Genomic DNA, 25,100 nt, shown 5'->3' with positions numbered 1-25,100 from the left:
AGAAAAGGAGCGGTTTAAGAACTGTTCCTTTTTTATTTGATCGGGCTATATCCAACAATTTTTGTAGCCCTGTATTCAAAAATTTATAATTATAATTTATCTTTATGCTAGCCTCCTTTACCATGAAGTAATTTATTGATCTTTCTTCTCGTCTGCACAGATACTTTATAAACTTCATCACGCAGTTTCTGTATTTTTCCTACAGGCTGGAAAAAGATTTTACTTTCAAAAGGATTGAATGAAAGAAGTTCATTGGTACAGTTGCGCGAATCCAGGAGCGAATCTTTATTGATTCTAACCTCGCCAATCTTAATAAAAGGAGAATTTTTCCATTCTACATTCAATTTATTGATCGGCTGATCTTTCAGGTCATAACAAATCTGGATCATCACATCTGCTTCAAATTCATGAGTCTGAAGATAATCTTTTAACGAATCTTTTATATTTTGCTTTCTGCCTGTATTTTTATCTACAGACTTTGGGCATAGTTTTATTTTGATAACTTGATCTCCCAGACGGTAAGCGCCTACAGAATAGTAATCGAACGACAGGATAAAATCATTTCTTTTGCCCATCAGTTGTATACTATGACGGATAAAATCAACTGTACAAAGAGTTGGAATCATTTTGACCAGCTGAATAAACATCGGAAACAAACTTCTCCATTGTTTCATATAAAACCGGTTAATTGCTGTAAACAGTTTTAGGAAAGTAGAAACCGAATTTACCGGAAATAAAGGAAAATTCACCAAAGGGTAATTGGCAAGTAATACGCTGTTTTCATCCCTGATCTGTACGGCAAATCCGTAGGCAGGAATATCTTTTTTAGAATTTTTAATTTTCAGCTGAGCATTAGAAAATCTTATGGTCAGGTCGAATTTTTCATTATCAAAAAAAGGCTGTAATGATTCAGGGATATCCGGTTCAATCCAGAATGTACCCTTTGCTACCGCATACGTTTTTGCATGAGCATTCCGGGTAGCATAATTGACGTCACTTATAGAAGAGGATTGCTCAACAAAATCCGCTATTGTTTTTTTATTGATCTCCAGAAGTTTTTTTTCCTCCTCATTTAGTTCATCAAACTTCTTATTATATTTTAATGGATTTGGCATTTAGTTTTTAAAATCCAATTATAACGCCAAGTTTCGGAATCTGTGTTAAGCAAGTATTACAATTATTTGAATTTTGTTGATAAAGAGACTTTGAATCACGAAAAGTATACAAATATGGGCGCCTTATTTTGATCAATAACTTATTTAAGTTATTGATTTTTAATGTTTAATAATTCTCGCTTCTTACTTCCGGCAACAAATCTTATCTTTGTAAAAAAATTATAATATGGGAGTAGCAGATATGTTATTTAAACGTAAAAAAGAATTGGCAGAGAAAAACCTGAATGATGGTAAAGAATATATGGTAGAGTATGGTAAAAGAGAAAGCGTTGTGCAGTTACCTAGCGGCTTACAGTATGAAATCATTACAGAAGGGGATGGCCAGAAACCAGGACCTAAATCTACTGTAAAATGCCACTATCACGGAACGACTATTTCCGGTAAAGTATTCGACAGCTCTGTAAAAAGAGGAACTCCTGCATCTTTCCCTTTAAACAGAGTGATTTCAGGTTGGACAGAAGCACTTCAGCTGATGTCTGTTGGAAGCAAATGGAGACTGATTATTCCTCCACATTTAGCGTATGGAGATCAGGAAATCAGCAAAGAGATCGGGCCAAACAGTACGCTTGTTTTCGAAGTTGAATTGCTGGATATTAAATAATCCTTCTTAAAAATAGATTAAAAATTTACCTGATTTCAGGTAAATTTTTTTATTTGTACTATCTTCGTATAGATCAATTGTAAAATGGAGAGATCTGTTCTGCAATGGATCCTGCTAACACAAAAATATGACTGAATGAAAAAACTCTTTTACCTTTTCGCTATGGTGGGCTTACTGGTATCCTGTGTTTCCAAAAAGAATCAGGCTATCCAGCAGAATATTCTTACCCTAAAAGACAGCTACTGTAAGGCTCCTTTTAAGTATAATTACAACAACAAACTTCCATCTTATAATTCGGACTCTATTTTAATAGCGAATAAAGATCTTAAAGAAATGTTTAGCGATCAGAGCATTTTAATTTTAAATGCGTTGAACAATCTGGAGGACGTTCATAAGATCATCGAACTTAAAAAAGATTCTTCGCTGACATCTCAGGTGAAAATATTGCAGCTGAAGACGAAAATCAACAGCAGAATTACTATTGCTTTAACAGAGCTGGATGCCGTAGCAGCAGAGTTCGATTGTGAAGGAGAAAGAGTTGCACAGATTGGAAACTATGTGGATAACCTGAACTCATCAAGAAATAATAAACTGATTTTATATTCCATCATTGCCGGTGCGGCTTCTTCCATAGCAGGAGGAATCGTTAAAAGTGACGGGTGGGATAATGCAATAGGTATCGGAGGAGGTATTTTGGGAGCTGGGTTTGGTTTGGCAACCCTTAATCCCAAAGGGAAAAAAGTTGAGTTTATCCATCAGAGAAATCTTTTAAGAGATATTTGGAAAGAAAAATTAGAATCTCCCAATTTTCCACCTTTTATCTGGTATATGTATACTGAGAAAAAGTTTTCCAACAGGGAAGAACATTCCATTATTGGAAATATGAAATCGAGATGGCTTCACTATCAGTTTGATGATGTAAAAGAAATCGCAGATAAGTCTGTTATTTTCAGTGACGGAGGCTTTTACAGAGCAGATGATCTTCATAACCGTGCTGCTATGCTCAATCAGATGCAGTCGGCAACACGTACCATCAATCAGAACATCAATTATTTGTTGCTTGATCTGGACAAATTAATCCTTTAAGAAAAAATTAACTGTAATAAATTTTGTTACATTTAAAAAATGTGTATCTTTGCCAAGTAATTACAATGAACAATACAAGATTTGCTACGGCAGTACATATAATGACATTATTGGCAAAGAGCCCTCAGGAATGGCTTACTTCCGAATGGGTAGCCGGTAGTATCAATGTAAATCCGGTGATTGTCCGAAAGGAGATCAGCGTATTGAAAGAAGCAGGTCTGATTATCAGCAGACAGGGAAAAGAAGGAGGCAGTCAGATTGCAAAGAATGCTGATGTGATTACAATTTCTGAGATCTATAAAGCAGTAAAAAATACTGAAGTATTAGGAAAGAAAAATCAGAATCCCAATCCGGCATGCAGTGTTGGAAAGGAAATTAACATTCATTTAAATACATTATTTGAAGAAACAGATCGTTTGGTGGTAAACTTTTTAGGAGACAAGTCATTGCAGGAATTCGCTGACCAGTTCGAATAAAAATTTTTTAACTCTAAATGTAACAAGATTTATTACAATTTAATTAAAAATAAAACATTATGAAAAAAGTAGCAGTAATCGGTGCAACCGGATTTGTAGGAACACATGTAGTATCAGAATTAGCAGACAGAGGATATGCTGTAGAAGCATTAGTAAGAGATGCGTCAAAAGTAGATACAAAGGAAAATGTAACAGCAAAAAGCATTGATGTGAACAATGTAGATGAATTGGCTGAAGCATTAAAAGGAAGCGATGCTGTAATCAGTACCTTCAATGCAGGATGGACGAACCCTAATCTTTACAACGATTTTCTGAATGGTTCTGAGAATATTCAAAAAGCAGTAGAAGCAGCAGGAGTAAAAAGATTGATCGTAGTAGGTGGAGCAGGAAGTCTTTACACACCGGATAATGTACAAATCGTGGATACTCCAGATTTCCCGGAAGCTTACAAACCAGGTGCAACAGCAGCGAGAGATTATTTAAACAAAATCAAAGAAAATAATACTTTGGATTGGACATTCTTCAGCCCTGCCATAGAAATGAACCAGGCCAATGTAGGGGAAAGAACAGGGAAATACAGAACGTCATTAGAAACTCCGGTATTTGATGAAAACGGAAGAAGCCGTCTGTCTGTAGAAGATGTAGCAGTAGCTTTGGTAGATGAACTGGAGCAGAACAACCACATCCGTGAACGTTTTACAGCAGCTTACTAATAGATAAAAGAACAAAATGATACAAAAGAAATTATTGTCGATATTGACGCTGTTGAGTTTTATCAGCATATTTGCAGGTAACCTCAAAGTGAAAGTGTATAATCCGGGAACCAAAGCTATTTTTCCGATCACTTCCACCATTATTTATGGAGATAAAGATGCCATTCTCATTGATGCCCAGTTTCAGAAACAGTATGCAGAGCAGCTTGTGAAAGAAATAAAAGCGACAGGAAAAAACCTGAAAACAGTTTTTATTTCTCACAGCGATCCTGATTTCTATTTCGGGTTAGATGTGATCAAAAAAGCTTTCCCCAATGCAAAGATTATCTCAACAGCTCAGACAGCTTACCTGATTTCAGCTTCAAAAGATGAGAAAATGGGAGTGTGGAAACCACAATTAAAAGCAGATGCTCCATCAGAGATCATCATTCCTGAAGCCGCTTTTTCTATTCCTGATCTTGAAGGAAACAAAATTGAGATCAGACAAAACCCTGAAGACCCGGCGCACAGTTTTCTTTGGATCCCATCTATTAAAACCATTGCAGGGGGAATTTCAGTTTCAGTAGGATCTCATCTTTGGATGGCAGATACACAGAGTGTAAAAGCGATTGATCAATGGATAGGACAGATTGATGCTATGAAAGCATTGAATCCGAATCAGGTGATTGCTTCCCATTTTGCAGAATTGTCTACATCACCCCAATCACTTGATTTTGTGAAAAGCTATCTGGAAAACTATAAACAAGCGGTAACTGAAAATAAAACTTCACCTGCCATTGTAGATTTTATGGTTAAAAAATATCCGAATCTGCCAGGAAAAGAAGAATTGGAAATGGGAGTAAAGGTTTTCCTTAAAGAAATGGATTGGGATTTAAAATCACCATATCCAGCAATCGGGCATCAGGTTGAAGTAGATTTTGGAGCCGTAAAATTCATTCTGGATTTTAAGGATAACAAAACAATGACCTTTAAAGGGACAGCCGGAAGTTCAAAAAACAGTACAGATACTGTAGAATATACAGCTGTAGAAGTAGCAAAGAATGTTTTTATGGTGTATTGGCATGAGCCTCATCTTGGTTTCAATGTAACCCATATACAGGATTATAATAAAAATATTATTTACTCAAATATTGCAGGTCCGGATGGTACATTTACCCATCCAAAAGGAACCTTGAAAATTATAAAATAATACAGAAATAAGAAAACGGCTGTCGTGTGATGGCCGTTTTTATTTTGAACCTTTAAGATTTTGAAGAACTGAAGTTGCATTAAGGAAAATCAACTTAAAGCGAAGCTCTTCTTAATATTCTTAAAAACTTAATAAGCCCCTTAATGGTTTAAAAGTTTCCATAGATTTTCATTCTTATCTTGAATAAAGAAGGCTGTTCACATTGAACAGCCTTTTGTTTTATAGATTCATAAACAATTTCGGATTAATCGGAGTATTGTTTTTGTGTACTTCATAATGAAGATGAGGACCTGTAGAACGCCCTGAATTTCCGGATTTAGCAATCACCTGACCTACTTTTACTTTATCATTTACTTTAGATACAAGCTGTGATAAGTGTCCGTAGAGCGTAGCCAATCCGTTTCCGTGAGAAACAATCACGCAGTTTCCATAGCCACCCTTCTGTCCGGAAAAAATAATTGTTCCGGCAGCCGCAGCTCTTACATCAGAACCATAGGCAACAGCAATATCCAGCCCTTTGTGGAATTGCATCTGATCGGCTTCAGCAGGTGGATTATTTTTTTCAGCAACGGCAGTTTTGGTTGTTGTAGTTCCGGCAGTCGTTTTTGTAGTGACAGGAGCAGAGGCAGCAGCCACAGGAGCCGCTTTGGGAGTAACCATTACTTTTACTTCTCTCTTATTTCCATAGCTGTCTGTAAGTTCGATAATTTTCTCAACAGGTTCAGCTTTTACTTCAGGTTTTGAAGCCACAGCAACTGCTGGTTTAGCTTCCGTTGCTGCACTCGTTTTTACCGAAGCGAAAACAGTTTTGAACGGAATCGGATTTTTTCTCACTCCGAAATTGGAGGAAATATATCCGTCTGTAGGCATACCTAATGGAACCTGCATCAGTTTTTTCTGAAGATCCATCAGATATTGGCTGTACCGGTTTGCCTGTTTGGAAAGATAAATAGAATTTGAAATACTGTCCTGGTCGAGCATCATCAGTTTTTCGTTGGTAATGTCTTTGGACTTCAGGAAGGAGTTGAGTTGAGCAACTGTCTGATCTACGAGAGTAAGATCAGTTTTCATTTTTAGATAATCTACACTATCTTTTTCAGTGTTTATTTTTACAAGATTGACTTCGTAGGTTTTGTCGTCTCTTTCAGAAAAGAGCTTCGCAATGAAGACACCTTGTGCAAAAACTACTAGTAAAAGTCCTCCCAGGAGAATGTTTACGTTCTTCTTGCTGCTTAGAAATTTTTTCATATTTCTTCTGTTAGTAAAATTAAAACGGTTTTGAAGCTGCAAATTTAATTAAAAATAGTCTTTACAGGTTATTTTTAGTTAAAATTCAGTTTTTTTTGTATTTAACGGTTAATTAGCTATTTAATTGTGCTGAAGTGTTAATTTTTTCAAAAAATGGCTTTTATCATAGTTTCAAAGCCTCCGTTACGTCTTTGTTTTAATATCTTTGCACTTCACATTCCAATTATGGCTAAAAAGAAAATTATTTCAGAATCTTCGAATCCAAAAAAGAATAAAAAGGATATTTCTGTAGGAGTTGTAGGGAGCGGAAGTTTTGCAACCGCAATCGTAAAAATGCTTGTTGAAAATTGCAAAGTCGTACACTGGTGTGTAAGAAGTGAATTTGTAAAAGGAGCCATTGAACTTCGCGGACACAATCCGACTTATCTTACCGCTGCTCATTTTAATCTTAAGAGCTTAAAACTGACAACAGATATCAATGAACTGGTTTCTGCCTGCGATGTTATTGTTTTGGCAACGCCATCTATCTACCTGTCTGATACGCTGGATAAAATGACTTGTGAATACTCAGATAAAATTTTTATTTCTGCAATTAAAGGGATTATTCCTAAAGTAAATGATGTTGTAGCCCATTATCTGCGCGATGAATTTAAAATTGGTTTCAGAAATCAGGCGGTTATTGCCGGACCTTGTCATGCAGAAGAGGTTGCTATGGAAAGACTTTCTTATCTTACTATTGCAACGGTAGAAGATGAAACTGCAGAAAAGCTGGAAGGTATTTTCAGTTCAGACTTTATCAAGGTACAGACAAGTAAAGATATCTTAGGGAATGAATACAGTGCTATTCTTAAAAATATTTTTGCAATTGGAGCGGGAATCGCAAGCGGATTAGGCTATGGAGATAACTTTACGGCTGTTTTTGTTTCCAATGCGATCCGTGAAATGGAAACTTTCCTGGAAGCTATCTATGAAGCGCCTAGAGATGTGAATGAAAGTGCTTATCTGGGTGACCTTTTGGTAACGGCTTATTCACTTTTCTCAAGAAACAGAAACCTTGGAAATCTTATTGGAAAGGGATATACTGTGAAGTCAGCGATTCAGTCTATGAATATGGTGGCAGAAGGATATTATGCTGCAGATTCTATCTACAAGACGGCAAAACAGAAAAATCTTAAACTCCCAATTATAGATGCAGTATATGCAATCCTTTATGAAGGTAAAAATGCTGAAAAACAGTTTAAAAAACTGACTGCAAAATTGAATTAAAAAAAACAGAGCTTTGTAATTAAAGCCCTGTTTGAATATAAATTATTAAGCTTAAGCATTTCTAATGCTTGAGCTTTTTTATTGACCCATCTTAGTAATCACTAGTGATAGTGATGATCTGACATTAAGAGTACTGGCTGTAAAACCGTTTCCTGCATCAAATTCAAACTTCTGACGAATAGTAGTTGGGGAGGCCAGTGTTAAAAAATAACTTCCCTGAAAAAAGGTAAAAGAGCTGGATAACTGACACATTCTGTTGGTTTCCGTAATCGTTGCGCTGGTACTGGTATTAATCAGATAAGATCTTGTACAAGTAAAATTTTGGCCAAGATACTGTGTATTAGCTGTACCGTTATTGTTATTAGCGTTACTTGCATCCACGGAATAGCGAACAATATACGTTCCTGCCGGTAGGGTAATGGTTGAATTATCTGCACCAAGGGATGCTCCGGTAATTTTATTGGATGTTACTGTAAAACTACCCAATGTATTATTGGTACTTCCGGTTGGAATTAATGTTCCTGAACCTATAAGCAAAGACATGATCTGGGGTTCACTTCCTGCAATAAGGGTACGCTGCCATTGATTCCTAACCCATACGTAATATCCTTTCGGGAACGTGGAAGCACCTCCGCTATTGTAGATAATAAGTCCGTCTGTCGGATTAGCTATAGGAGTAGAAGTACTGTTAAGAACAACAAGATCATATTGTGGGAAAAGAACCCCTTTGTTCGAAGAATTGATGTCCAGAACACTGCTTGTATTAGGAGTGCTTGTATTGATACCAACTTGTGCGTTTGTGTAAGCGCTAAAAAGTATCATGCAGACAATATAAATATATGTTTTCATTGTGTTTTTAATTATTGGTTAAGTGCTGATCTTTGAATGTCAACTTTCGCATTGGTAATAATGATCTCTCCATTATTAGGAACAGCTCCTCCGGATCCATTCTGATAGGTTCCTCCTGCATCATGAGCAATGGCAGGTACTAAAAGTATAGGGGATGATGAAGTCGTCACAAACGAAAAACTCATATTCAGAGTGTGCGTTTTATTGCTGGCAATAGATTGTGCATTGATACTGATTGTTTTACCATACTGAGTTCCACTCACAGGATCTATCAATTTTACCAGATACTGATGCAGATGAACTTGAGTTCCTCCGATTCCAGCTGTTGCAGTTTCAAGAGCTGTTCTGATATTCAGACATACATTCATCAGATAGCCGCTATTTCCGGGAAGAGTAATCACTCCATTAGAAGTATTATATAAAGCTCCAATATCATTGGATACAACAGTAAATGCTGCATCATTGAAGTTTTTATAAGTACCGTTGGCGAGACCTCCTAATACAGCATAGTCTGTGGTTCGCTGAAGCATCATATAGCTTACCAGATTATAAGTGTCAGATAGTAGTGTCCACATATTGTTTTTCCAGATATAAACACCTGGGCTGATAGAATTTCCTTTATTGTATACAACAAGTCCTTCTGTCGGGTTATTTACCGGAGAAGTACTGCTCAGTACATCTACAATGTCCACTCTTGGAAGAAGAACTCCCTTATTGGTTGATGAGGATACATCCAGAACAGCAGAATTGGTAACTGTGGATTTCCCGATAGCAACCTGTGCATATATGGTCTGTGCTATGATCAATAATAGCAGGATATAACTTTTTTTCATATTCATTGTTTTTAAAGCTGAGATATTTTAATATAAGATCCGGCCGGGATTACATTCACAAGATCGTAGAATGTACTGTTTTGCATTCTTCCCAGATTTAATCTTAGTCCTCCGATGATATTTGCATTCGCATTAGTAGGAACAGTATAATAAAAAGACCAGGTAGCAAGGTGGTTGGTACTTACTTTTGAAACAATAGGGACTTCTTTTCTGGTGGCACTTCCTCCTGTAAAGACATTCGTTGTATTATTATAGCTATCGTTGATGAAATCAATAAAATATCCCATCAGATAATAAGTGCTTCCTGAAAGCGGAGCAGTGCTGTTTACTCCTGCAGGGACTTCCTGAGGAGAGTTTAGATTCAGATTTACCTCTACCAAATAATTTCCCTGTGGAAGAATCAAAGAATATCCTCCTGAAGTGTTCGGAAGTACTTTAAATCCACTGATGTTTGACACCCCGGAAACTGCTGGATTATTTACCAGAAGCTGGGTGCTGGCACCTGCCACAGCATTATCCAACGCAGATAAAGAACCTGTAAAATCAAGGTAAGCTATCTTCGGTGTATTTTGGGCATCAATTGTACTCTGCCATGAGTTGGTTGTACCATTGAAAACATGCAGGGCTTTGTTATTGCTGTTAGTTCCGCCATTAAATCCAATAAGTCCATTGGCAGGGGAGGCAACCGGGGTAGTTGTGCTGCTTAGATTGGCAAGATTCAGATTGGGAAATAGCATTCCTTTATTACCACCCGAAACTACTACTGTAGGAGCTGCTGTATAACCGCTTCCTCCGTTGTTGATCGTAATGCCAGTAATGACTCCTCCTGAAAGAGTAGCCGTAGCACGTGCTTTAGAGCCTCCGCTTACAACAGGTCCTCCTCCATAAAAATTGACTGTTGGTGTTGAGGTATAGCCGCTTCCTCCGTTGTTGATTGTAATACCGGTAACTGCTCCTCCTGAAATAGTAGCAGTTGCAGTGGCTGGAGTTCCGCTAAAGTTTTCAATGTGCAGTATGGCACTGGGGTCTGGAGTGGACGTGTTGATTCCTACACTTCCGCTCTGGGCAAATGTCGCTGTCGCAAACAATGTACCCAAGAAGATAATAATTTTCATCTTTAGTATGTTTATGAAATAATTTTAATTAAATACTTATTAGAATATGTATTAATTTAATTGAAAGGTACGTAAAAAAAACAACTATTTTATGGTTTGCATATAGATTTATATCGATTAATTTGAGTATTTATCAATATAATGTGATTTTTTTTACATCTTATGTAATTGTTAATCACTTATGGTTGATAAATTATAATGCTGTAAAGGTTTATGGTTACGGTATTTATTGCTGTGAACTTAAATAAACTTAAAATTTTATGAAATTTTAACAGTCAAAAGTGAATTAATTATTTACCAATTAGTGAATTAAAAAAAGTGAAATTTTAATATTTTTTTAATGAAAATCTTACTGTTATCAATCATTTCAATGATTCTATATTGAAATTTTCCATGGTTTTTTGTTGTGTACTCAAGAAGTATTTTAGAAACAAAAAATAACATGTTAAAATCGTTAAACGCGTTCCGGTTTTTAAAACTTTTCCCGAAATTTGAAGTAAAATTTAAAAGTTATGTCACAATCGCTTACAAGCAGAACACCGAAACCTAAATATGACGTTGTACTGATAGGCGGCGGGATCATGAGCGCCACTTTAGCAACACTGCTTCATGAATTTGATCCAAATCTTGAAATCGCTATATTCGAAAGGCTAGGAAGATTTGCCAAAGAAAGTACAGCAGCATGGAACAACGCCGGAACAGGGCACTCCGCTTTTTGTGAGCTAAATTATACCCCCGAAAAACCAGACGGGTCTATTGATATCTCCAAGGCAGAAAGCATTGCGGAACAATTTGAAATCTCAAAACAGTTCTGGGCTTATCTACTTACCAAAGGATATATCCAGGAACCCAAAGAATTTATCAATTCCTGCCCGCATATGAGCCTGGTATTTGGAGAAAAAGATGCTGAATATCTTAAAAAACGCCACGATAAAATGGCAGATTCTGTTCTTTTTTCAGGAATGGAATTCTCAACAGATCACGAGAAACTGAGAGAATGGATTCCTCTGGTGATGAGTAAAAGAAATCAATCTGAAGTAATGGCAGCAACGAAGATGGATATGGGGACAGACGTAAACTTTGGAACACTGACAAGAAAAATGGGAAGACACCTTCTGGAAGATTCCAATGTAGAGGTTTTCTTGTACCACGAAGTAAAGGATGTGAATCCTAGAGAAAATGGTCAATGGGAAATGAAGGTAAAAGACAGAATCCACAGCCACAAACAAGAAGTGGTAGCTGATTTTGTATTTATCGGTGCAGGAGGATATGCACTCCCGCTGTTAGACAGTTCAGATATTAAAGAAAGTGAAGGCTATGGAGGTTTTCCGGTTTCAGGACAGTGGCTGGTAAGCCATAATCAGGAGCTGGTAGAAAAACACCAGGCTAAAGTATATACACAAGCCACGGTAGATGCTCCTCCGATGTCTGTACCACACCTTGACCTTAGAATCATTGATGGCGAAAAAGCCCTTCTTTTCGGACCTTTTGCAGGATTCTCCACCAAATTCCTGAGAGAAGGAAGTTACCTTGACCTTCCTGAAAGTGTCAACACGAAAAACTTAAAATCTCTATTTGGTGCATGGTGGCATAATATCCCTCTGACGAAATATCTGATTCAGCAGGTTGCCATGACAAAATCTCAGAGAATGCAGCATTTAAGAGAATTCATCAAAGATGCTAAGGAAGAAGATTGGGAATTGAAAGTAGCAGGGCAGAGAGTTCAGATCATCAAAAAAGATGAAAAGGAAGGAGGAAAGCTAGAGTTCGGAACCGAGGTCGTGGTAAACAAGACCGGGACTATTGCTTCTCTATTGGGAGCTTCACCGGGTGCATCCACTGCAGTATATGCAATGTTGAATGTTCTTGAGAAATGTTTCCCGGAAAAACTTAATGGGGAATGGAAAGGAAAACTGCTTGAAATGATTCCTTCTTATGGACAAAGATTAGCAGGAAATCCTGAATTGACCAATGAAGTAAGAAATTATACAAAAGAAAAATTAGAATTAGAATATTAACATCAGTAATGAACAATGAGTAGTCTGTAATACTCATTGTTCATTATTTATTATTAGTAAAAAGGTGGAAGAAATAATTGTAAAACCTGTTATTGCAAAGGAAATCCTGGAATCTCTTCAGACGAAAATAGAAGAGGAGAAGCAGGTTATTGTACATTGCTGTTTCCCGGCATCTCCGTTTTTAGGGAATCTGATCAGGATCTGGCATTCAACCTATCTTTTTGACAAGCAGTCTGAGCATAGAAGTAAGATGATTCATGCCGAAAATATATCCATCTCTCCGTATTGGACACCGGTTCCTTTTATGAAAGACTTTTGGTTTACCCTAATATTTTCAGGGCTTCCGAGAGACTGTAAAAGCTTTGACTTAAAAGAGGTTATTCCCGAAGAGGGAGGTTTTTTTGTAGAATCAATCAAAAGAAATTCGTCAGACGTTTATCGTGTGAAAATATCAGAATCTTATTAATATGAAAGTAAGGGAAGAAAAGCTGGAACAGATTATTCATTGGGCTGAAAACAATCCTGATATCCGTGCTGTGCTCCTTACAAGTTCATTGGTAAACCCTTATGCTCCTGTAGACGATTTAAGTGATCTTGATATAGAGCTTGTATTTGAAAACAGAGCATCTTATGAATCCGGGAATGAATGGATCCAGCTTTTTGGGTATCCCATTTCTATGATTGAGGAAGATGACCATGTTTTTGAGGGAAAGCATGCTATGAAAATGGTTTTGTATAAAGACCATATTAAAGTTGATTTTAAACTGTATCAGGTATCAGACTTTATTGGAGAAGTGAATGAGAAAAACCTTCCTGAAGATTGGGACGTAGGCTATAAAGTTTTAATAGATAAAGATAATCTGACCAAAAACCTGAAGCCCCCAACGTACCAGTCAATCATGATTCAGAAACCAACGGAAAAAAAGTTTCAACAGCTGATGAATGATTTCTGGTGGGATACCACCTATGTGGCAAAATGTCTTAAGCGTGGAGATATTTTTTATGCCAAATTTATGTCTGAGAATGTTTTACGAACAGATTATCTTGTTCCTTTGATAGAATGGCATATTGCAAGCAATCATGACTGGAATCATATAACAACGAACAAACACGGAAGGCTTTTCAAAAAATATCTGCCCTCAGATCTATGGAATAGAATTGAAGCCACCTTCTCCGGAAGTGATATTGATGAGAACTGGAAAGCTTTGTTTGGTTATGCTGATCTGGTACATGAACTGGGAACTTCTTTAGCAGAAAAACTTAATTTAACCTATCCGGCAAAGCTGGAAGCTGATATCAGAAATTATCTTACCGAAATACAGGCAATATCTTAATTTCAGGCAAATTCATTCTGCATGATGAGGTTTTCCATACAATATTCTGCGATGGCAGTAATCGTAACAAACGGATTGACGCCAATTGTTCCGGGAATTAAGGATCCATCCAGTACATACAGATTTTCATGATCTTTTAGCTTTCCATACTCATTGGTAGCTTCACCCAGGACACATCCTCCGAGCGGATGATAACAGATATCTGCCCCGAAACCATTATTGAAAAGCAAATGACTTCTGGTTCCGCCATTAGCCTTATTCATTTTCCGGATAAAATATTGGGCGTTTTCTTTCATTTTGGCAGTATTGCTTTCATCCCAATTCAAGGTCAGGGATTGGCTGGCTTTATTGTAGGCAACTTCACCTTTTTTATCCACTCTGTTGATCAGCAGGTATAAAGCGGTAGCAACATCCATTCCCATCGGTAAAGGAGCAATTTCTGTGAAAAACGGATGTTCTGGATCATCCCAGTTGTCAATTCCACCTACCGGAATAGTAGATTGCTTAGCACCCGTACCGCCTGATAAAGGTTGCACCCAGTTTCTGCCCGTCATGAAATTTCCGTTGTTTCCCCAGTTTTTTCCGATCTTTTCATGAACAGGGAAGCCATTCTCAGCATGGGATTGCAGCAAAAGTTGTAAAGTTCCCATAGTTCCTGCAGAAAGAATCAGTTTTTTACAGTGGAAAACTTTATCGGCAACCAAAGCTCCTGAGGTATCGATCTGCTGGACATTTAATGTATAGCTTTTATCATCATTAAGTTGGATAGTTTGTACACGGTGAAGATCAAGAATTTCCAAATTTCCGGTTTCCAGTGCTTTTCTCAGATAGGTTTTATCTAAACTGTTTTTGCCGTGATTGTTCCCATAAATAACTTCAGTATTGAGCGCTGAGCGTGGAACTTCATTCCGGAACTCTTTTTCCATATACTTAAAATCATACACATTCGGAACTCTGATGGTTTTAAAACCGGCCTTATGAGCCTCTTCTTCACCTACCCGTGTGAACTTATAATAAGGACAGTCTTTTAAAAACTGTTCATCAATGACATTTACTTTCAGTTCTTCCCTTACCAGAGGAAAGTAATGACTGTAAAATTTTTCAGCATCAAGATCAGGGAAAACTTCTTTAAAATAGCTCTCTTTCGGGGTTACAGCCATTCCTCCATTCACCAGCGAACCACCGCCGACTCCTCTTCCTACCCAGATATTAATGTGGTCAAAACTCAGACGATCCAATGTTCCGGTAAAAGGAGTTAAAGAAAAAATATTCATGAAAGGAGCAATACTTTTCTTTTTCAGCCATGCAGAACTTTTTCCGGGTTTCAGAAGATTAGAAAACGAGATTCCGGCTTTTTCCCAGTTAAGACCCATTTCAAGCATCACAACCTTCTTTCCGGCTTCACAAAGACGTAAGGCAGATACAGCTCCTCCGTATCCGCTGCCAATGATTACAATCGGAGCATCAGTATTTTCTTGTACCCTACTATTTCTTCTTTCTGCAGCATGAAATAATTCGGATTGAAGAAAATAAAAACCTGATATCATCAATGCACTTGTCTTAATGAATTTTTTCCTGTCCATGAACTTTGTTTCTCAAAAAGTATGCTACAGCCACAGACGCTTGTTTTATTTATTACAGATTATCTTTTTTTATTACAATTTTAACTTTTGTTGTTACGAAAATTCATAGTTTTACTTATAACTTTATACGTATGAAAAAATATATAGTACTCTTTTTACTTCTTCCGTTATGGGCTTTTTCTCAAAAAAGGTTTCAAAGGAAGAGAAAGAAGTACAGAAATTTCAGAAGGAACTTAATGCGGAATATCGCAATCCAAAAGAAACTCCATTAAGGGGAGATAATTTTAAAAACTTTAAAGAACATCCTTTCTTTCCTTTTGATACCAAATACAGAGTAACTGCGGATTTTGTTAAATCAGAAGATACCAAGCCTTTTGAGCTTCCCACTTCTTCAGGCAAAACAAAGTCTTATCAGGAATACGGAAAAGCAACATTTACATTAGATGGCAAACCTTATACTGTCACTTTATATCAGAGCCTGGCTTTGATCAAGCAGGAAAAATACAAAGACTATCTTTTTCTGCCGTTCCGCGATGCTACCAATGAAAAAGAAACGTATGGAGGAGGAAAATATATGGATCTTAAAATACCGAAAGGAAATACCATTGTGCTGGATTTTAATCAATCTTATCATCCTTTTTGTGCTTACAACGCTTACGATTACAATTGTCCCATTGTTCCGGAGGAAAATAAACTTCCCGTGGAAATCCGTGCAGGGGTAATGTATGAAGATATTTACCATCACTAGAATTATGATACATTTAGAATTCTTTAAAAAAGAAGACCTTTCAGGGGTCAGTTATGCTTTGGATGAAAATCAGATGAAGTTTACTGCGACGGCTCAGCAAGCTTTACAAAGCATCAGCGAACGGGATGATGAAGATGCATTTCCGGTGACTATATTTGAAAATGATCTTCCTGTTGGTTTTTTTGTACTGGATTTTGGAAAAGATAAATTTGAGCTTACAGACAATGAAAACTCCGTCTTAGTACGTTCCTTATCTGTGAATCCTCAGATGCAGGGGAAAGGAATAGGAAAATCTGCTATGATGAAAGTAGGTGATTTTGTAAAGGATCATTTCAATTCCTGCAACGAAATTGTACTTGCCGTCAACCAGAAAAATGATTCTGCTTACCATATTTATCTTCAGTCCGGATATATCTATGATGGGAAAACAAGAATGGGAAGAAGCGGTCCTCAATATCTGATGTACAAAAAACTTTAATAAAATTTTAAAATCATAATTTTTCATCTGCTGATATCTTTCCATAACTTTGAGTAACATCAAATTATAAAACATGGAAATATCACTTCAAAATCAGGTGGCTGTGGTCACAGGAGCTTCCAGCGGAATTGGTTCGGGAATTGCGAAATCATTAGCCGGAGCAGGGGCAACAGTCATCGTCAATCATTCATCGGAAAGGTCTACAGAAGAAGCCAAGGCTGTTTTGAAAGAAATCACTGATGCCGGAGGAAAAGGAATGACCTATCAATGTGATGTTTCCAAGGAAGATCAGGTAGTCAAAATGTTTCAAGATGTTGTTTCAGAGTATCAGACTGTAGATATCCTTGTGAATAATGCAGGGATTCAGAAAGATGCAAAATTTACTGAAATGACCTTAGACCAATGGAATGCTGTTATCGGTGTCAATCTGACGGGGCAGTTTCTTTGCGCCAGAGAAGCCATTAAAGAATTTCTACGCCGAGGAATAGATCCTTCACGTTCTGTTGCTTGTGGAAAAATTATCCACATCAGTTCGGTGCATGAAATTATTCCATGGGCCGGGCATGCTAATTATGCGGCGAGTAAAGGAGCGGTCAGAATGCTGATGCAGACTCTTGCTCAGGAATATGGTGCAGATAAAATCCGTGTCAACTCTATTTGTCCGGGAGCTATTCAGACTCCTATTAATCAAAATGCATGGAATACTCAGGCAGCGCTCAATTCACTTCTTACCTTAATTCCTTATAACAGAATCGGACAACCACAGGATATAGGAAATTTGACAGTATTCTTGGCTAGTGATCTTGCTGACTATATTACAGGAACCAGCATTTTCGTTGATGGTGGGATGACTACGTTTGAGAGCTTTTCTACGGGAGGGTAAATAGTTGTCTAAAATTTAAAGTTCAAAGTTTTGGGGCTGTTGTCATCAGTATATGAACACCTTTATAACGAAACAGAATATCACTCATTGCTTATTATTCATTACTTATAATTATCGCTTATGTCAGAAAAACAGAGAATTTCAGATATTTCATGGAAAAAATGGGGCCCTTACGTAAGCAACCGTGAGTGGGGGCTTGTTCGTGAAGACTACAGTGAAAACGGAGATGCCTGGAATTATACCAATCATGATACAGCAGAAGCCAAAACATACCGTTGGGGTGAAGAGGGCATATGCGGAATCTGTGATGACCTTCAGAAGCTTGTATTCTCTGTGGGATTCTGGAATAAAAAGGATAAAATGGTAAAAGAACGGTTCTTTGGACTGACTAACGGCCAGGGAAATCATGGTGAAGATGTAAAGGAATATTTCTATTACCTGGATTCTACCCCCACGCATTCTTACATGAAAATGCTGTACAAATATCCTCAAAATGCTTTCCCTTACGAAGATCTTTTAAAAACAAATGCAGAAAGAGACAAAGAGGAACCGGAATATGAATTGATTGATACCGGGATTTTTGATACCAGTGAATACTTTGACATCTTTATTGAATACGCAAAAGAAAGCCAAAATGATATTTTAGTTAAGGTAACAATTACCAACAAATCTGAAAAAGAAGCGTCCCTTGTCATATTGCCGACAATCTGGTTCAGAAATACCTGGAATTGGGGATATGATGACTATAAGCCTCAATTGTATGCAGAAGATGCAGACCGCATTAAAGTGAATCATCAGGATATAGACATTAAAAATGTATATGCAAAACAATCTTTAAAAACCCTGTTTTGTAATAATGAAACGAATAATGAAAGGCTGTATCATTCTTCCAATGAATCAAAATACTGCAAAGACGGGATCAATAATTTTGTGATGACTGGAGATTCTCAGTCTGTAAATCCCCAGAATATTGGAACCAAGGCTTCTTTTTTATTGATGAAGATTTTAAAGGAAAGGAATCCAAAACATTTGAATTCAGACTATCAGATAAAGACTTAAGAGAACCTTTTGGTGATTTTGATATCCTTTTTGAGCAAAGGAAGAAAGAAGCAGACGAATTTTATGTTGAAATCCAGAAAGGAATTTCTTCGGAAGATGAAAAATTGGTACAGAGACAGGCTTTTGCAGGAATGCTTTGGAACAAAATGTTTTATCATTACAATGTTGAAAAATGGCTGAAAGGCGATCCGGCCGAAATAGCACCTCCCAAATCCAGGGAAAAAATAAGAAACTACGGCTGGAAGCACCTTAATAATGAACATATTATTTCCATGCCTGATAAGTGGGAATATCCTTGGTATGCAACCTGGGATCTGGCCTTTCATACTATTAGTTTTTCGCTGATTGATCCGGATTTTGCAAAACATCAATTGAAACTTTTCCTTTTTGAATGGTATATGCATCCCAACGGACAGCTTCCTGCTTACGAATGGGATTTTAGTGATGTCAATCCGCCTGTACATGCATGGGCTGTTTTCAGGGTCTTTAAAATTGATGAATATTTAAAAGAAAAACCAGACCTGGAATTTCTGGAGAGTGCCTTCCAGAAGCTACTGATGAACTTTACATGGTGGGTTAATAAAAAGGACCTCAATGGTAACAATATTTTTGAAGGAGGATTTTTAGGTCTTGATAATATTGGTGTTTTTGACCGGAATTCTGTTTTACCAAACGGAGAACAGCTGGAACAGTCGGATGGAACAAGCTGGATGGCTATGTTTGCCCTGAATATGATGCGGATTGCATTGGAACTGGCACTTTACAATAATGTGTACGAAGAAATGGCCACGAAATTTTTTGAACATTTTCTGTCGATTGCCCATTCATTGGATAATATGGGAGATGAAAACTTTAGTCTTTGGGATGAAGAAGATGAATTCTTTTATGATGCGATAGCTTCCAGTGACGGAACTCATATGTATTTGAAATTAAGGACTATTGTAGGACTTATCCCGATGTTTGCCGTTGAGGTTATTGATGATGAAATGATTGAAAATCTTCCCAATTTTAAAAAAAGGATGAAATGGGTATTGGATAATAAACCCGAACTGGCTTCTCTGGTTTCAAGATGGGAAGTCAAAGGGCAGGATTCCAAGCACCTTTTATCTTTGCTCCGCGGACATCGTTTGAAAAGACTGTTGAGTAGAATGTTGAACCCGGGCGAATTTCTAAGTGATTATGGAGTAAGAGCTTTATCAAAAGAATACGAGAACAAACCCTATACTTTAACATTGAACGAAACGGATTATAGAGTGAAATATACTCCGGCAGAGAGTGACAGCGGGCTGTTTGGAGGTAACAGCAACTGGCGCGGTCCAATATGGTTTCCTATTAATTTTTTGATTATTGACAGTCTTCAGCGGTTTTTCTTCTATTACAGTCCTGATTTTTTGGTGGAATACCCTACAGGAAGTGGAAACTATTCAAATCTGGATCAGATTGCCGATTCTTTGAATGGAAGGCTTTCAAAGATTTTTTTAAAGGATGAAAATGGAAAACGCCCCGTTCATGGGCAGTATGAAAGATTTCAAACAGATCCCGACTTTAAAGACTATATTTTGTTCTATGAATATTTTCACGGGGATAACGGCCGTGGAGTAGGAGCTTCCCATCAGACAGGCTGGACGGGCCTTATTGCCAAGATCCTTCAGCCGAGATTCTCTAAAAAAGAAATTGCAGAATCTGAAACTGAAATGCCGGATGATATTGAAAAAACAAAAGAATCGTAAGAAACAGGCTTTCTGATCTACTCAAATATCTGTTGTATTATTTCCAATGAGGGCGGAGTTTTGAAGTCTGTGATATGATAATGATAATACACCAAAAGGCTGTCAAGAAAATCCTTTCTCAATGAAGGGTGGATTTTTGTCGCATAAAAGTCTTCTGCGCAAAGGGCTTCTTTCCATAGCGTGGAAATTTCTTCATTGAACAGCTGATGGCTGATGGCTAAGGAGAAGGTTCCGGTTTCCGGATCCAAAAAATGTCCATCACTCAGTAACGGTGCAACTCCCTGAATTTTTAAAAAAGCCAATAAAAATAGCAGATGTGCCTGATAATTTTTGTTGATCAGTTCATTGATCAAATGATCAATACTGAAATAGATGGGAATATTTTTATTTTCATGTTTAAGGATATGGCTCAAAAAATCTGAGATAAAGAAAATAACAGTATTGACCTTTATATCCGTATAAATGTCATTATTTTTTACCAGCTCAAACTTTGAAACAGATGGTATGCCATTTCCTCTTGCTGGATTTATAGAAAAACTAAGCTGGCTCAGCGGTTGCAGCAGGGCTTTCTTTTTGTTCTTTTTAGAATAAATTCCTTTTAGAAAATAGCTTTGAAAACCCTCTTCTTCTGTAAAACAATGCAGGACTGCATCATTTTCTCCATATTTTATAAATGAAAGTAAAAAACCGTTTTGTGAATTCATTAATTAACCACTCCTATTTTGGCTGTAGCTTTGTCAGATCCGTCTTCATTGGTCATCAGGACAAAGTAAATTCCTGAAGCTACTCTTGCTCCTTTCTGATTATTCATATCCCATTCATAATAACCGCCTCTCGCCACTGCAGAGTGTACTACATTTCCTGCTGCATCTACGATTCTTATATTGGTTTTTTCTGCAAGCCCTTTTATAGTAACTTTTCCTTTAAAATTAGAATAGACAACAGGGTTAGGATAAACCAAAACATCACCAAAATTAGAAGTTACATCTGCAACATCTCCCTGGTAGGTTACAATACCATTATATGTTACAAAATATACCTTACCTGTTTTCTTGTCAATTTTTATATCGGTAACGCTGTTTGTAGGAAGTGGAGAGTTTTCTTTAGTGAAATGTTTTATTGTTTTCTGACCATCAGAAGATAGATAATATACACCACCGCCATCAATAGATACCCATTTGTAATCTCCTGCATCTACAGCAATCTGTAGAATAGCTGAATCTCTGAAAAGTTCTTCCCCAAGACCATTTTGCTCTATAACTATAGGCTCTACTTTAGGTTGTGAACTCTTTATTTCAGATGCTGCATTCGGCATTATTCTTAAGCCTCCATCTGTACCGATCCATGCGTCTCCGGATTTGTCAAATGCTACAGATAATATTCCTCCTGAACTATTAAATCCATTAGCAGTACCCAAAATATAATCCGTATCATCAGAAAGGTTGGTTGCATTTTTATAGTCATACACCCAGAAGTTATTAGATCTTGGGAGTGGAGTCCATAACATATTTTCGTGGAAAATGGCCTTTTGTATACCATCACTGGCAAGAACGATTTTCTTGATAATAAAATCATCAGACGCTTTATCATAGATTCCCATAGAAGGGTTTCCGTCATTAAATCCAAAAGAAACAAAAAGGTTGTTCTGGGTATCTGTAGTAAAACCTACAGGACGTCTGTAGTAAGGCTGTGCACCAAGGTTATAATATTTTACGAGCTCAAAATCTTTGCTTGTGGCATTATATTTCATTCTATAGACTCCATTATCAAACATGGTGTAATTGGTAAATAGGACCTCATTATTGTTGTAAGGGCTTATAATAGCATCCAATACATTGATTTGTTTTGGATTATTAACAAAGAAAGAAGGATAGATCCATTCTGTACCATTGAAATAGTAAAAGCCAGGTTTTTTAGGATTATTAGTAGGGAAATTATAGTTATCTAGTCGTGCCCCGGTAGAAACAAGCATCTGATTATTATCAAAAAGATTAACAGTATAGGCAAAATTGAGGTAGGGTCCTGATGGTTTAAAAGTAGTATTGCCCTCATCCTTTATCCCCGATAATACGGTTCCTCCAAAGATTTTCCCCCCAGCTGTTAGTGCGGTATTACATTCTTCACCAAGGCTAACTGCATTTTGTGCTACTCCGTTTATACCGTAAGTGTAAACTCTGTTATCGGTAACCACAATACTATTGGAGGTAATAACAACATCGCGGATGTTTCCAAAGCTTGTAGGAAGCTGTGTTGGAGTACCATTGTTATAAATATATGCTGCTGTAGCAGTAGAATATACCAGTTCAGATTCTGAATCTATGTGTTTGAATGCTCCCGGAACTTCAGTTGTCCATGTTGAATACACCGGAAAAGTAGTATTCATTTGGTGGCTTTTCAATCCTGTATTGGTTACAGAATATACTTTGTTTCCGAATATGGTAGCTTCATTACTCGCTTCATACACCCCACCATTCAGGAAAAATGCAGAATCTCCAAATTCTTTATTATTCAGATTAAATATGGAAAGTCCATAGCCTGCAGAGATGACAGCCTGATTTCCGGTTATGGAAATATGGTTGATCTTTTTATTCCCATTATAGCCGGTAGCAATAGGAATATCAACGATATATTTGATTTCCTGTGGAGTGATAACATCCATAGAACCGTTTTCATAACCAATAAGTCCTGTCTTAGTCTGCGGATTATAATCGAAAGCTGTTATTCCAATATTGTGCAGGCCATTGGCTTTGGACAACTTCGTAATTTCCCCTGTTGATATTGTATAATAGAATATTCCGTTTTCTGTAGCAGCAATAATTTTCCCATTGTCTTCTTTCATCGCAAAGACATTGTTATAGGAAAATAGATCTGCCCATTTTTTTGATGAAATGACCTGTGCTTTTGTAAACTGCAGGGATGCTAAAATACCAAGAGAAATTATTGAGAGTTTTTTCATATTATGCGGTTATGCTGCTGTCTATTGCCTGATTGTTCCAGGAAATATGCTGTATGTTTTTGTTTGTATCAAAATAAAAATCTATTCTACCTAAAAGAAGACCTGCCCATCCAACCTGATTGACTAGAACATTTTTGCCCTTTCTGTTGGTATAGGATTGAGGCTCCGGTAAGAATGTATGAGTATGGCCTCCCAGAATAATATCAATATTTTCTGTACTGGCCGCTAAAATTTTATCACTTATTTTATTCGGTTCATCCTTATACTCGTAACCGATGTGGGAAAGACAAATCACCAGATCACATTTCTGATCATTCTTCAGGAAATTTGAATAATGCTGTGCAACATCAATCGGATTGGAATAAACGGTTTCTCCATACTGTTTTTTACCTACCAGGCCATCCAGCTGAATACCTACTCCAAAAATCCCTACTTTTATTCCATTCTTGTTGAATATCTGGTAAGGAGAAGTTTTCCCGTCAAGAATTGTATTTTTAAAATTATAATTGGAACAGATAAAAGGAAACTTCGCATGAGGAAGTACTTTTAAAAATCCATCAAGACCATTGTCAAAATCATGATTTCCCATGGTAGAGGCATCATATTTCATCATGGACATTAGTTTGAATTCCAGTTCTCCTCCAAAGAAATTGAAATAAGGAGTTCCCTGGAAAATATCTCCGGAATCAAGAAGCAGTACATTGCTTTCCTGACTTCTGATTTGCTGAATTAAGCTGGCTCTTCTTGCAAAACCTCCCTGATTAGGATTTCTTGTATAGCTTTCATCGAAAGGTTCTATTCTGCTATGCTGGTCATTGGTGTGAAGGATAGTCAGTTTATTGGTAGATTTTAAGTCAAGAATTTTTAACTCTTCCGCCATCATCATATTGGGAGCTAAAGCCATTGCCAAAGATCCGCCTCCTATTGCTTTTAAAAAACTTTTTCTATCCATTATTTCTTCCCAATAAAATTTAAACGAACATCCGTGTTGGCTACCACTTCAGGAGTTTTCTTAAAATAATCGATAAATAAATCTCTCATTTTAATCCCTGTTGCAATCGATTCTCCTTTTGCAAAGAATTTCATATTGTCTCCTCCCAGAGCAAGATAGTCTGAGGTAGCAATATAATAGTCTTTCGCCGGATCTACTGTTTTGCCGTTGATTAAGGATTTGATGACCTGTCCATTCTTTGTTTCAATGTATAAATGAGAAACAGGATTGTTGACCTGCGTTTTCGCATAATATTCAAAAAGGCCCTGTAAATCTGCTCCTTTCATTTTCACAATAACTACCTCATTTTCGAATGGCATTACTTCAAATACATTTTTAAGTAAAATATCTCCCTTCCCAATGGTAGTACGGATTCCTCCGATATTGATCAATGCAGCATCTACGTTTTGTGTAAGATGAGTTTTTATCCATTCATTACCTCCTTCAAATGTATAGTCTGCTAAAAGATTACCCAGATTGCTGTTATCGCCCTGCTTTGTAAGATTTACATTGGTATGAGAAATTTTCTGGTTCATTTCTTTATCCAGTTTCTGCTTATAAGGCTCAATAAATTTTGCAAACTCCTCATCATTTTTTAGCTCATTATTAATAGAAATATTTTTCTGAGTCTTTACATTCACAAGCTGCGGCACAGAAGCCGTTTTGCATGCTGTAAGGGACGCCAGAGCAATTCCTAGTAACAAGAATTTATTTTTCATAATCTCTTTTAGTATATGCAAATATAACTATATGTATAATAAAACATTAT

Annotated in this window: 22 protein-coding genes and 1 pseudogene; 13 read left to right on the top strand and 10 right to left on the bottom strand. The window is 37.0% G+C overall.

Features of this window, described 5'->3' with window-relative positions; all coding sequences use genetic code 11:
- Nucleotides 1–107: 107 nt before the first annotated feature.
- On the bottom strand, nucleotides 108–1,115 hold the full coding sequence (locus tag LF886_RS20820; RefSeq protein WP_236851435.1) for a catalase: 1,008 nt from the start codon (nucleotides 1,113–1,115) through the stop codon (nucleotides 108–110).
- Nucleotides 1,116–1,341: 226 nt separating this feature from the next.
- Between LF886_RS20820 and LF886_RS20815 the strand changes: the two genes are divergently transcribed.
- The 5 genes from LF886_RS20815 (at nucleotide 1,342) to LF886_RS20795 (ending at nucleotide 5,240) form a co-directional block, all read left to right on the top strand.
- On the top strand, nucleotides 1,342–1,776 hold the full coding sequence (locus LF886_RS20815; RefSeq protein WP_236851434.1) for an FKBP-type peptidyl-prolyl cis-trans isomerase: 435 nt from the start codon (nucleotides 1,342–1,344) through the stop codon (nucleotides 1,774–1,776).
- A 135-nt stretch (nucleotides 1,777–1,911) separates the two neighbouring features.
- Entirely contained in the window at nucleotides 1,912–2,862 is a 951-nt protein-coding gene (locus LF886_RS20810) for a hypothetical protein (RefSeq protein WP_236851433.1), read from the top strand.
- Nucleotides 2,863–2,927: 65 nt separating this feature from the next.
- Nucleotides 2,928–3,338, top strand: a complete 411-nt coding sequence (locus tag LF886_RS20805) for an Rrf2 family transcriptional regulator (protein WP_236851432.1) — start codon at nucleotides 2,928–2,930, stop codon at nucleotides 3,336–3,338.
- Nucleotides 3,339–3,397: 59 nt separating this feature from the next.
- Nucleotides 3,398–4,051 (top strand): NAD(P)-dependent oxidoreductase, encoded by a 654-nt coding sequence (locus LF886_RS20800; RefSeq protein ID WP_236851431.1) that lies wholly within the window; start codon nucleotides 3,398–3,400, stop codon nucleotides 4,049–4,051.
- Nucleotides 4,052–4,067: 16 nt separating this feature from the next.
- Nucleotides 4,068–5,240, top strand: a complete 1,173-nt coding sequence (locus tag LF886_RS20795; RefSeq protein ID WP_236851430.1) for an MBL fold metallo-hydrolase — start codon at nucleotides 4,068–4,070, stop codon at nucleotides 5,238–5,240.
- 219 nt (nucleotides 5,241–5,459) lie between these two features.
- Here LF886_RS20795 and LF886_RS20790 read toward each other — a convergent pair whose 3' ends face one another.
- Nucleotides 5,460–6,488, bottom strand: a complete 1,029-nt coding sequence (locus LF886_RS20790) for a M23 family metallopeptidase (RefSeq protein ID WP_236851429.1) — start codon at nucleotides 6,486–6,488, stop codon at nucleotides 5,460–5,462.
- A gap of 225 nt (nucleotides 6,489–6,713) precedes the next feature.
- On the opposite strand from LF886_RS20790, the gene LF886_RS20785 reads away from it, so the two are divergent.
- Nucleotides 6,714–7,754, top strand: coding sequence for an NAD(P)H-dependent glycerol-3-phosphate dehydrogenase (locus LF886_RS20785; protein WP_236854343.1), 1,041 nt, complete (start codon nucleotides 6,714–6,716; stop codon nucleotides 7,752–7,754).
- 78 nt (nucleotides 7,755–7,832) lie between these two features.
- Here LF886_RS20785 and LF886_RS20780 read toward each other — a convergent pair whose 3' ends face one another.
- Genes LF886_RS20780 through LF886_RS20770 form a run of 3 tightly spaced genes read right to left on the bottom strand, consistent with a single transcriptional unit; the run spans nucleotide 7,833 to nucleotide 10,551 of the window.
- Nucleotides 7,833–8,603, bottom strand: a complete 771-nt coding sequence (locus tag LF886_RS20780; RefSeq protein ID WP_236851428.1) for a hypothetical protein — start codon at nucleotides 8,601–8,603, stop codon at nucleotides 7,833–7,835.
- Nucleotides 8,604–8,614: 11 nt separating this feature from the next.
- The gene (locus tag LF886_RS20775; RefSeq protein WP_236851427.1) at nucleotides 8,615–9,436 is read right to left on the bottom strand and encodes a hypothetical protein; all 822 of its coding nucleotides are present in this window, start codon (nucleotides 9,434–9,436) and stop codon (nucleotides 8,615–8,617) included.
- Between the two features lie 11 nt (nucleotides 9,437–9,447).
- Entirely contained in the window at nucleotides 9,448–10,551 is a 1,104-nt protein-coding gene (locus tag LF886_RS20770) for a hypothetical protein (RefSeq protein WP_236851426.1), read from the bottom strand.
- Nucleotides 10,552–11,063: 512 nt separating this feature from the next.
- Between LF886_RS20770 and mqo the strand changes: the two genes are divergently transcribed.
- The 3 genes from mqo (at nucleotide 11,064) to LF886_RS20755 (ending at nucleotide 13,903) form a co-directional block, all read left to right on the top strand.
- The gene (gene mqo / locus LF886_RS20765; protein WP_236851425.1) at nucleotides 11,064–12,569 is read left to right on the top strand and encodes a malate dehydrogenase (quinone); all 1,506 of its coding nucleotides are present in this window, start codon (nucleotides 11,064–11,066) and stop codon (nucleotides 12,567–12,569) included.
- 64 nt (nucleotides 12,570–12,633) lie between these two features.
- Nucleotides 12,634–13,035 (top strand): hypothetical protein, encoded by a 402-nt coding sequence (locus LF886_RS20760; RefSeq protein WP_124530798.1) that lies wholly within the window; start codon nucleotides 12,634–12,636, stop codon nucleotides 13,033–13,035.
- A 1-nt stretch (nucleotide 13,036) separates the two neighbouring features.
- Nucleotides 13,037–13,903, top strand: coding sequence for an AadS family aminoglycoside 6-adenylyltransferase (locus LF886_RS20755; RefSeq protein ID WP_236851424.1), 867 nt, complete (start codon nucleotides 13,037–13,039; stop codon nucleotides 13,901–13,903).
- A 2-nt stretch (nucleotides 13,904–13,905) separates the two neighbouring features.
- Here LF886_RS20755 and LF886_RS20750 read toward each other — a convergent pair whose 3' ends face one another.
- Nucleotides 13,906–15,486, bottom strand: coding sequence for a GMC family oxidoreductase N-terminal domain-containing protein (locus tag LF886_RS20750; protein WP_236851423.1), 1,581 nt, complete (start codon nucleotides 15,484–15,486; stop codon nucleotides 13,906–13,908).
- 169 nt (nucleotides 15,487–15,655) lie between these two features.
- On the opposite strand from LF886_RS20750, the gene LF886_RS20745 reads away from it, so the two are divergent.
- The 4 genes and pseudogenes from LF886_RS20745 (at nucleotide 15,656) to LF886_RS20730 (ending at nucleotide 20,384) form a co-directional block, all read left to right on the top strand.
- Entirely contained in the window at nucleotides 15,656–16,234 is a 579-nt protein-coding gene (locus LF886_RS20745; protein ID WP_236851422.1) for a DUF1684 domain-containing protein, read from the top strand.
- Between the two features lie 4 nt (nucleotides 16,235–16,238).
- The gene (locus tag LF886_RS20740) at nucleotides 16,239–16,712 is read left to right on the top strand and encodes a GNAT family N-acetyltransferase (RefSeq protein ID WP_236851421.1); all 474 of its coding nucleotides are present in this window, start codon (nucleotides 16,239–16,241) and stop codon (nucleotides 16,710–16,712) included.
- A gap of 73 nt (nucleotides 16,713–16,785) precedes the next feature.
- On the top strand, nucleotides 16,786–17,595 hold the full coding sequence (locus LF886_RS20735; protein ID WP_236851420.1) for a glucose 1-dehydrogenase: 810 nt from the start codon (nucleotides 16,786–16,788) through the stop codon (nucleotides 17,593–17,595).
- A 120-nt stretch (nucleotides 17,596–17,715) separates the two neighbouring features.
- Nucleotides 17,716–20,384 (top strand): annotated as a pseudogene (locus tag LF886_RS20730) (MGH1-like glycoside hydrolase domain-containing protein).
- 17 nt (nucleotides 20,385–20,401) lie between these two features.
- On the opposite strand, the gene recO reads toward LF886_RS20730, so the two are convergent.
- The 4 genes from recO to LF886_RS20710 are packed head-to-tail and all read right to left on the bottom strand — an operon-like array spanning nucleotide 20,402 to nucleotide 25,050.
- Entirely contained in the window at nucleotides 20,402–21,088 is a 687-nt protein-coding gene (gene recO, locus LF886_RS20725; protein WP_236851419.1) for a DNA repair protein RecO, read from the bottom strand.
- Complete coding sequence (locus LF886_RS20720; protein ID WP_236851418.1) at nucleotides 21,088–23,340, bottom strand: hypothetical protein; 2,253 nt, start codon at nucleotides 23,338–23,340, stop codon at nucleotides 21,088–21,090. The genes recO and LF886_RS20720 overlap by 1 nt, the downstream gene beginning before the upstream one ends.
- A gap of 1 nt (nucleotide 23,341) precedes the next feature.
- Complete coding sequence (locus LF886_RS20715; protein WP_236851417.1) at nucleotides 23,342–24,292, bottom strand: bifunctional metallophosphatase/5'-nucleotidase; 951 nt, start codon at nucleotides 24,290–24,292, stop codon at nucleotides 23,342–23,344.
- On the bottom strand, nucleotides 24,292–25,050 hold the full coding sequence (locus LF886_RS20710) for a 5'-nucleotidase C-terminal domain-containing protein (RefSeq protein ID WP_236851416.1): 759 nt from the start codon (nucleotides 25,048–25,050) through the stop codon (nucleotides 24,292–24,294). The genes LF886_RS20715 and LF886_RS20710 overlap by 1 nt, the downstream gene beginning before the upstream one ends.
- Between the last annotated feature and the right edge of the window lie 50 nt (nucleotides 25,051–25,100).

Source organism: Chryseobacterium sp. MEBOG07 (assembly GCF_021869745.1).
GTDB lineage: Bacteria > Bacteroidota > Bacteroidia > Flavobacteriales > Weeksellaceae > Chryseobacterium > Chryseobacterium viscerum.
Note: the sequence above shows the minus strand (reverse complement) of the source record. Positions and strands in the feature narration are given on the sequence as shown.